General features: G+C 69.5%; 7 protein-coding genes. 6 read left to right on the top strand and 1 reads right to left on the bottom strand.

The window, feature by feature from the left end; translation table 11 throughout:
- Nucleotides 1–317: 317 nt before the first annotated feature.
- The 5 genes from ACFQU3_RS16875 to ACFQU3_RS16895 all read left to right on the top strand — a co-directional run bounded on the left by ACFQU3_RS16875 (nucleotide 318) and on the right by ACFQU3_RS16895 (nucleotide 6,460).
- Nucleotides 318–947 carry a glyoxalase superfamily protein gene (locus ACFQU3_RS16875; protein WP_385911834.1) on the top strand — a complete coding sequence of 210 codons (630 nt, stop codon included), beginning with the start codon at nucleotides 318–320 and terminating at the stop codon, nucleotides 945–947.
- A gap of 808 nt (nucleotides 948–1,755) precedes the next feature.
- Nucleotides 1,756–4,560: a LuxR C-terminal-related transcriptional regulator gene (locus ACFQU3_RS16880; protein ID WP_385911836.1), complete on the top strand. Its 2,805-nt coding sequence runs from the start codon at nucleotides 1,756–1,758 to the stop codon at nucleotides 4,558–4,560.
- A 174-nt stretch (nucleotides 4,561–4,734) separates the two neighbouring features.
- Complete coding sequence (locus ACFQU3_RS16885) at nucleotides 4,735–5,451, top strand: hypothetical protein (RefSeq protein ID WP_385911838.1); 717 nt, start codon at nucleotides 4,735–4,737, stop codon at nucleotides 5,449–5,451.
- A gap of 119 nt (nucleotides 5,452–5,570) precedes the next feature.
- Entirely contained in the window at nucleotides 5,571–6,215 is a 645-nt protein-coding gene (locus ACFQU3_RS16890; protein WP_385911840.1) for a DUF2306 domain-containing protein, read from the top strand.
- Complete coding sequence (locus tag ACFQU3_RS16895; protein WP_385911842.1) at nucleotides 6,212–6,460, top strand: hypothetical protein; 249 nt, start codon at nucleotides 6,212–6,214, stop codon at nucleotides 6,458–6,460. The genes ACFQU3_RS16890 and ACFQU3_RS16895 overlap by 4 nt, the downstream gene beginning before the upstream one ends.
- A gap of 125 nt (nucleotides 6,461–6,585) precedes the next feature.
- On the opposite strand, the gene ACFQU3_RS16900 is transcribed toward ACFQU3_RS16895, so the two are convergent.
- Nucleotides 6,586–7,065 carry an SRPBCC family protein gene (locus ACFQU3_RS16900; RefSeq protein ID WP_385911846.1) on the bottom strand — a complete coding sequence of 160 codons (480 nt, stop codon included), beginning with the start codon at nucleotides 7,063–7,065 and terminating at the stop codon, nucleotides 6,586–6,588.
- Between the two features lie 76 nt (nucleotides 7,066–7,141).
- On the opposite strand from ACFQU3_RS16900, the gene ACFQU3_RS16905 reads away from it, so the two are divergent.
- Nucleotides 7,142–7,816 carry a helix-turn-helix domain-containing protein gene (locus tag ACFQU3_RS16905; RefSeq protein WP_385911844.1) on the top strand — a complete coding sequence of 225 codons (675 nt, stop codon included), beginning with the start codon at nucleotides 7,142–7,144 and terminating at the stop codon, nucleotides 7,814–7,816.
- The last annotated feature ends 163 nt before the right edge of the window (nucleotides 7,817–7,979 follow it).

The raw sequence follows: 7,979 nt of genomic DNA on the forward strand, positions 1-7,979 counted from the left end.
CTTCGGATCAGCCACTTCCCGGACCCGCACAACCGACGCTACGCCCGGCACCCACGCCACGGAAGACCGACCGCATCAACACACTCGACGCCACCGGTTGACAACAGAAGGGAGCCGATATGACGCACTCGGCTTGGCAAGAGCGGACGACGACGGAGCGCCTGCAGAACGCCGGGCGGCGCTCAAACGGCCGGGGGCCAATGCGCTGTGGTAATCTCAGCGCCGCAGGCGCGAGTTCAAACTCGGTCGTAGGGCGCAGCGGCACAGCAAGCCGAAAGGGCAAGGCCCACCTACTTCAAGACTGAAGAGGGAGCGTCATGCCCAAGCTCGAAACTTACAAGAAGCAGGCGAAACTGCTCGTCCGCTGGCACCGCGACGGGAACTTCTCGATCGGCGGTCGCATCCGACAACTTGCGCGCTATCGCACGTTGTCCGACCGCGAAGCACTTGCGCTGAAGTTTCCCCTCACCGAAGCCCAAGAGATCATCGCCCTCGAAGCGGGCTGCGCCAGCTGGGCCGAACTCAAGGCGAGCACGGAAGCGGCCTCGCCCACCAGCGAGCAGCCGGCGGCTCGGGACACGGCAGGCGCTAGCGCCAAACCGGTGCTGTACGTCGTGAACGTCGACGCCTCGGCCACGTTCTATCGGGACCAGCTCGGCTTCCGGATCGACTTCTTGCACGGCAACCCACCGTTCTACGGATCGGTGTCGCGCGACGGCGCGACCTTGCACCTGAAGGTCGTACACGAGCCGGTGTTCGCGGCCGGTGCCGCGGAACGAGAAGGGCTCATCATGGCGTTCGTCGATATGCCGAACGTGCGCGAGCTTTACACGGAGTATCGGGCCGCTGACATCGAGATCGTGCAGAAGCTGACCAAACAAGCGTGGGGCGGCACCGACTTCATCGTGCGCGACCCGGACGGCAACACGATCGCGTTTGTCGGCTGACGCTCGACGCGGCCGAGGCATGACCGGTTGTCGTCAACCCACCTGATCCGCGAGCCTTCCCTTCAGATCTGCCGTGCCGTAGTCGGCGATTACCGTCAGCAGCTTTGTCCAGAGAGTTTGGACTGTTCTCAAGATGGCTCACGAACACGTTCGTGTGCCACGCGTGCTCGTCTTCAGGCTCCAGCACGAAGGACTTCCAGAGCTTTGTCTGTGGTGCAGCCGCCGCCAAGGACCTCGGCCTGTTTCGCACAAACCTAGTGGGTGACCAAGACGCCATGATCACGAGAAGGGGAGCGTCTGCCTCGGCGAGGCTTGCGAAACACGACGTGATGTCGGCGGAGTACTTCGGGGCACTCGGCCTCGTTCTCAGCGTACTTCTTCGACTCGGGGAGGCTGTGGAACCGGACCCATCGTTTCGAGTCGCCAATCCGATGGCCGATCGGCGGCACCCCGGGGGACTGTGCCTCCCAGAGATCGCTGAGCCAGCCCAAATCCGCGGGGACCTGAGCGTGCGGCGGGATGCGATCGACCCAGAGCCGAACACGGCCCCAGAGTGTCCACAGCGTCCCTCGCAGCGCTGAACCTTACCTCTGCTGAGGCAAGCAGATTTCAGGTCGCTGTCTGACGTCCGCACATCGGCAGATCCGGTAAACAACGCCCGACAGCCAGGGCCCGGTTCGCGGCGGATAGACGCAGCAGCCGCGTGACGTGGCAGGTGGCTCGGCCCCGATGAGCACGAGCGACCGGTTGCCGAACCCTTCGCGCGTTTCCGGCGTTGCTGCCCGGTAGCGGCACCTACGCTGGTCAGATGCCGCTACTGGGCACCAAGCTGCGGGCGCCGGCGCCACGCCGCTTGCTCGTCTCCCGCGGGCGGCTTCTCGAGCGACTGCCGGTCAGCGAGCCCACGAGGATGCCGCGGCTGGTGCTCCTGGCGGCCCCGGCGGGGTTCGGGAAGACCACTTTGCTGAGCCAGTGGCTCGCCCCGGTGCGGGTCGGCGCCGCGGGTCAGGGCGACACTGCGCTTGCCCTGCGGGTGGGGTGGCTGTCCCTCGACCCGGCCGACGCCGAGCTGCCGGTGTTCCTCACTCACCTGGTGGCCGCGCTGCAGGCCGCCAGCCCGGAGGTCGGCGCGGAGGCGCTGGCCCTGATGGACACCGAACGAGGCCTGCCGGTCGAGGACGTCATCGCCAGCCTCGTCAACGACCTCGATGTACTCGCCGGCGCGACTGTCCTCGCGCTCGACGACTACCACGTCATCGACGCCCCGGAGGTCCACAACGCGGTCGCGATGCTGCTGGACCACCTGCCGCCCCAGGTCACCCTGGCCATGACGACGCGTGCCGACCCGCCGCTGCCGCTGGCTCGACTGCGCGCGCGGGGCGAGCTGCTCGAGGTCCGCGCCGCCGACCTGCGGTTCACCGCCGAGGAGGCCGAGGTCTTCCTCAACGACGTCATGGAGCTGCGCCTCGCGCCACCGCTGGTGGCGGCCCTGGAAGCCCGCACGGAAGGCTGGGCGGCAGGACTGCAACTGGCGGCCCTCTCGGTCCGCGGCCACACCACCAGCCCCGGCGGCCCGGGATCGGACGGTGTCGAGACGTTCGTCGAGGCGTTCACCGGCAGCCACCGGTTCGTGCTGGACTACCTGGTCGAGGAGGTCCTGGCGACCCAGACCGAGGAGGTGCGCACTTTTCTGCTCGACACCTCGGTCCTCGAGCAGCTCAGCGGGCCATTGTGCGAGGCGCTCACCGGCTGCGACGACGGGCAGCAGCTGCTCGAGGCCCTGGAGCGCGCCAACCTGTTCCTCGTCCCGCTTGACGACGTGCGCCGCTGGTACCGCTACCACCATCTGTTCACCGACGCGCTGCGCGCCCGGCTCCAGACGGAGAATCCCGGGCGGGTCGCCAGTCTGCATCGGAAAGCCAGCGACTGGCACGCCGAGCACGGGACGCTGGCCGACGCCATCATCCACGCCATGGCCGCAGGCGATGTCGAGCGGGCAGCCGACCTGCTGGAGTTTGCCTTGCCCGAAGCTCGGCAGCGGCGGCACGACCGGGCGCTGCGCGACTGGCTCAACGCCCTACCCGATGACGTGCTGCGCGGCCGGGCCCTCCTGGCCACGCAGATGGTGCCCGCGCGGCTCTCCGAGGGCGACCTGGACGGGGCTCAGCGCTGGCTCGACTACGGCGACCAGGCCCTGCAGACCTCGAGGGTCGAGCCTCCCGCGCCCATGCCACGAGTGGGCCGGTTGGCTGACGCCGCCGCGGCCCGGCAGAAGGAGCTGCGGGCCCTGCCGGCGCAGGCAGCCGTGTACCGCGCCGCCGTCGCTCAGGCACGCGGCGACCTGCACGACACCATCGCGCACGCCCGCCGTGCCCTCGAGCTGGCTGGCCCAACCGACCACGTGGCCCGGTCCGGCGGCGCGGGCTACCTCGGGCTGGCCGCCTGGGCGGCCGGCGACCTGCCGGCAGCCGTGGACATCTTCGGGGAGGCGGTACGTAGCCTTCACGCCGCCGGGAACCTGACCGACGAGCTCGGCACCACCGTCGTCCTGGCCAACATGTGGCTTGCGCGCGGACAGCCGACGCAAGCGCGGGAACTGTACGAGCGGGCCCTCGCGGCGGCGGGAGCACACCAAGGCCCGACGCTGTCCACGACCGGTGACCTGCACGTCGGACTCGCGGAGGTGCTGCGGGAACAGGGCGAGCTCACCGCTGCTGCGGCGCACCTGCACACGGCCCACGAACTCGGCGAGCGGTCCTCGCTGCCGGAGAACCGACACCGCTGGTACACCGCCATGGCCTGGCTGCTCGTGGCGTCCGGCGACCTCGACGACGCCGTGGGCCTGATCGAGCAGGCCCAGCCGTTGTTCCTGCCCGGCTACTTCCCCGACATCCGGCCCATCCCCGCCATGCAGGCGCGAGTCCGCATCGTCCAGGGGCGGCTGGCGGACGCTGCGGCTTGGGCCCGCGCCCACCACGTCACCCCGAACGACCCAACCAGCTATCTGGTCGAGTACAACCAGCTCACGCTTGCGCGCTTGCTCATTGCGCAACACCACGCCGACCCACACTTGGACACCCTCGAGGACGCCCTCACGCTGCTGGATCGGATCGTGGCCGCCGCTGAAGCCGCGGATCGTGGTGGCAGCGTCGTCGAAGCGCTCCTGGTGCGCGCCCTCGCCCGCCGCCGGAGCGACCCGACGGCTGCGGTCGCAGACCTTGGGCGCGCGCTGCACGTCGGCGTCCCGGCCGGGTACTGCCGGCTCTTCCTCGACGAAGGACCCGCGATGCACGAGCTGCTCCGGGCCGCTGCGGGGCGCCCCGACGTGGGGGGCTTCGCCGAGGCAACGGCGCTGCTCCGCGCAGCCGAGCGCCAGCCCACCGACCCCATCAGGATCCAGCCAGTCACACCTGGAGCCCGGGAGCCGTTGAGTGAGCGTGAGATCGAGGTGCTCCAGCTGCTCGCGACCGACCTGACCGGTCCCGAGATCGCCGACCGCCTCTTCCTGTCCGTCAACACGTTCCGGACCCACACCAGGCACATCTTCACCAAGCTGGACGTGAACACGCGCCGGTCCGCGGTCACCCGTGCCCGCGAGCTCCACCTGCTCTAGCGGACCTGCTCGAGCAACCACCGCCAGACCCCGACCGTGCTCAGCCGCGACGTCGGGCAGCTGAGATCACCAAGCCGGTCACATCGTCATGCGATGTGGGTTCACCAACCCCGCTCCTAGCGTCTGGGGACATCGCCGGACACCCGGTCCGGCACCCGAAACAGGAGTCCCGCCATGAACGTCACCGCCACCGGCCTCTTCAAGGCCGCCGCGACCGCGGCCGTGGTCGCCGGTTCCATCTTCATCGCCGTCCAGATCAACCACCCGGCCGCCGACGCCTTCACCACGGAGACCGCACAGTGGGTGGCACGCAGCAGCGCCAAGTCGGTAATGGCCGCGCTGGCACTTGCGGGCATCACCGGCATGTACCTGCGCCAGTACCGCAAAGCCGGGCTCCTGGGCCTGGTCGGTTACCTCCTCTTCGCCGTCGGATACCTCGCGATGTTCTCCGTCGAAACCATCGCCGCCACCGCGCTGCCGGACCTGGTCCACACCGAACCGGGGTTCGTCAACGACGTCGTGGCCGCCGCCGCCGGTGGAACCCCGAACGGCGACATCGGCGGCCTCCAGAGCCTGTTCAACCTGACGGGAGCCGGCTACATCGTCGGCGGCCTCATCTTCGGCATCGCCCTGTTCCGCACCCGAGTTCTGGCTCGATGGGCGGCAGCCCTGCTGGCCCTCAGCACCGTCGCAACGGCGGCGCTCGCGGTGCTGCCTGACTCGTTCAACCGACCCTTCGCCGTCCCGGAGGGCATCGCGCTCATCGCCCTCGGCGTGTCCCTGTGGCGCAATCCTTCCGAAACCACCCAGACGTCGCTCGAGACAACCGTCGAGACGTCCGCTGCAACTGTCCCGGCCATCGTCCCAGCCTCGCAGCCCGCACTCCGATGACCACCCGGCAGCCCGTCGGCCAGTCAACCTCGGAGCCAACCTCAGCCGGCGGGCCGCCCACGAGACCACGCGTCAAGGGGACGGGCCGGCCCAGGGGCTGGCCGATCCCGGCCGCACTGGTGGCACTGTCCGTCATCCCGCTCGCCGCCGGGTCCCTCCGGCTCGTCCAGCTCGCTGGAGGACCCGACCTGATCCCGGCCGATGACCGGCTCACCGGCTTCCCGACCGCCCTTGTCCTGCACATCACCGCCGCTGCCTTCTTCGCCCTGGTCGGCGCGTTCCAGTTCCTTCCGGGTCTGCGGCGCCATCACCCGGCCTGGCACCGCCGCGCCGGCCGCCTCGTGGCCGTGGCGGGGCTCGCCGTCGCTGGGTCGGCGCTGTGGTTGACCCTCTTCTACGAGGCGCAGCCCGGCACCGGGGCATTGCTCTATGTCCTGCGTCTGGTCTTCGCTTCAGCCATGGCCGCCAGCCTGGTGCTCGGTGTCGCCGCGATCCGCCGCCGTGACATGACGGCTCACCGGGCCTGGATGATCCGGGCCTATGCGATCGGCCTGGCCGCCGGCACCCAGGCCTTCACCGACGGCATCGCCGCGGCGATTCTCGGTACCGGCGAGCTTGGCATGGATGTGGCCGAGGGGTCCGGCTGGCTAATCAACCTGGCCGTTGCCGAGTGGACCATCCACCGCCCCGCCCGCCGACGCCAGCCCCGCCACCCAGATGGCACCACCACTACCCGCAGGGCACCAGCAGGAGCACCCACATGAGCATCCGCCCCACAACCGGCCTTGCACGCCCGACCGTAACCGGCACCGCGGCGTACGAGATCCGGGTCGCGGGCCACCTCGACGACCACTGGTCCGCTGCGCTCGGCGACCTCACTCTGGTCCGCCTCGCCGATGGCACCACCAGCCTGACCGGCCCAGTCGTCGACCAGGCGCAGTTGCACAGCGTCCTCGCCCGCATCCGCGACCTCGGCGTCCCCCTTCTGACGCTGCGCAAACTCGATTGAACAGTATGGACTCGAGCCGTGCCGCCTCGCGGCGGAAAGACTCGCTTCAGCCACCGCCCTCGCGGCGCCATGCAGGCGTTCGGCGAGGGCCGAGTGTTGGCGACAGGTGTGCACGGGTTGCCTCGTTAGAGGTTCGATCTGGGTGACTCAGGCCGCGCGCTGGTCGCCTCAAGCCGCTGCTTGAGCAGCGCCAAGCTCGCTGGGACCTCCTTGCGGGCACCCTGGCGGGCGAGCAGCCGGATCAGTTTGCCGATGCCATGCCCCTCGAACCAGATGCGGTAGTTGACGTGCGTGTCGGTGCCCGCACGTGTCGGAGCGAAAGCCAGTGTGACGTGGGCGCGGACGGCGCCGTCGATGCCTCGGATGCTCCAACGCCTGCCGGGCTCACACTCCGTGACCTCCCATCGGAAGGTTCGCCCGCCGCCCGGAATCCGGCGGACCTCGTGCCCTTGGATGCCCACCGCCGCCGGAACTCCGGGCGGTTCGAAAGCGGCCATGTTGACCGACGGCTGCCAGTCCGGCAGCCGTGCCGGGTCGGAGACGTAGTCGAAGACCTCTTGCGGGGTGCGGGCGATGTCGGTGCTGGCTTCGATGACTTTGGACATGACTTCCACCTGGTGTCGGTGGCCGGGGTGGGCGAATCCCGGTCAAGGGATATTGATGCCAGTATCATTCTCCTCAATGTCCAGCAAGGCAAGACGCAAGTACGACTCGCAGCTGCGGCGGGCGCAGGCCGCGCGCACGCGTGCGCGCATCGTCGAGGCGGCCCAGCGGCTGTTTGTCGAGCGGGGGTTCGCCGGGGCGACCATTCCCGCGATCGCGACTGAGGCCGGGGTTGCGGTGGAGACGGTCTACCGCTCGGCCAGCGGGAAGGCAGGGCTGCTCGGTGACGCGGTGCGGGCCGCCGTGGCAGGGGGCGCGGGGCGGGCCGACGTTCCGGTGATCGAACGCCCGGCGATCCGGCGGATCATCGACGAACCGGACCCGGTGCGACAGCTACTGCTGTATGCGGCCACCCAGCCGGGAATCTGGTCGCGGGTCGGTCCCCTGCTGCGGGTGCTCGACGCCGCCTCTACCAGCGATACATCGCTGATCGAGCTGCGCGAGCAGATAGCAGCGGAGCGGCGGCACGGCCTGCGGGCTGGGTTGGGGAAATTGCTCGAACAGCGCGGTGTGCTCCGCTCCGGGCTGACCGCCGAGCGCGCGGGCGACATCGTCTACACCGTGTGCGGCCAGGCCAACTACGAGGCGCTCGTGACCCAGTGCGGCTGGACCGAGGGGGAGTACCGGGACTGGCTGGTTGAGACGCTGGTAGCGGCCCTCCTTCCCCGGGAGACCGGAGCCCACCTCGACTGACTCCGTGCCCATCCGGCATGGGCGGACAGGGGCCTGACGCGGCTGCTAGACGATTCCCGTAGGACCGGTGTCTGGCCAGACTCGGTCTAGGTGATCAGCGGGCAGCTCTCCATGCGGCTGCCCACCAACTCGATCGGTGTGGCTCACTATCGGTCTGCGGCCC

The organism is Terrabacter sp. GCM10028922 (assembly GCF_042666095.1).
In the GTDB taxonomy this organism is placed as follows: domain Bacteria; phylum Actinomycetota; class Actinomycetes; order Actinomycetales; family Dermatophilaceae; genus Terrabacter.

What these genes read in the sequence shown, in the direction of transcription:
- ACFQU3_RS16875 (WP_385911834.1), top strand. Translation starts at nt 318, where the DNA reads ATGCCCAAGCTCGAAACTTACAAGAAGCAGGCGAAACTGCTCGTCCGC.
- ACFQU3_RS16880 (WP_385911836.1), top strand. Translation starts at nt 1,756, where the DNA reads ATGCCGCTACTGGGCACCAAGCTGCGGGCGCCGGCGCCACGCCGCTTG.
- ACFQU3_RS16885 (WP_385911838.1), top strand. Translation starts at nt 4,735, where the DNA reads ATGAACGTCACCGCCACCGGCCTCTTCAAGGCCGCCGCGACCGCGGCC.
- ACFQU3_RS16895 (WP_385911842.1), top strand. Translation starts at nt 6,212, where the DNA reads ATGAGCATCCGCCCCACAACCGGCCTTGCACGCCCGACCGTAACCGGC.
- ACFQU3_RS16900 (WP_385911846.1), bottom strand. Translation starts at nt 7,065, where the DNA reads ATGTCCAAAGTCATCGAAGCCAGCACCGACATCGCCCGCACCCCGCAA.
- ACFQU3_RS16905 (WP_385911844.1), top strand. Translation starts at nt 7,142, where the DNA reads ATGTCCAGCAAGGCAAGACGCAAGTACGACTCGCAGCTGCGGCGGGCG.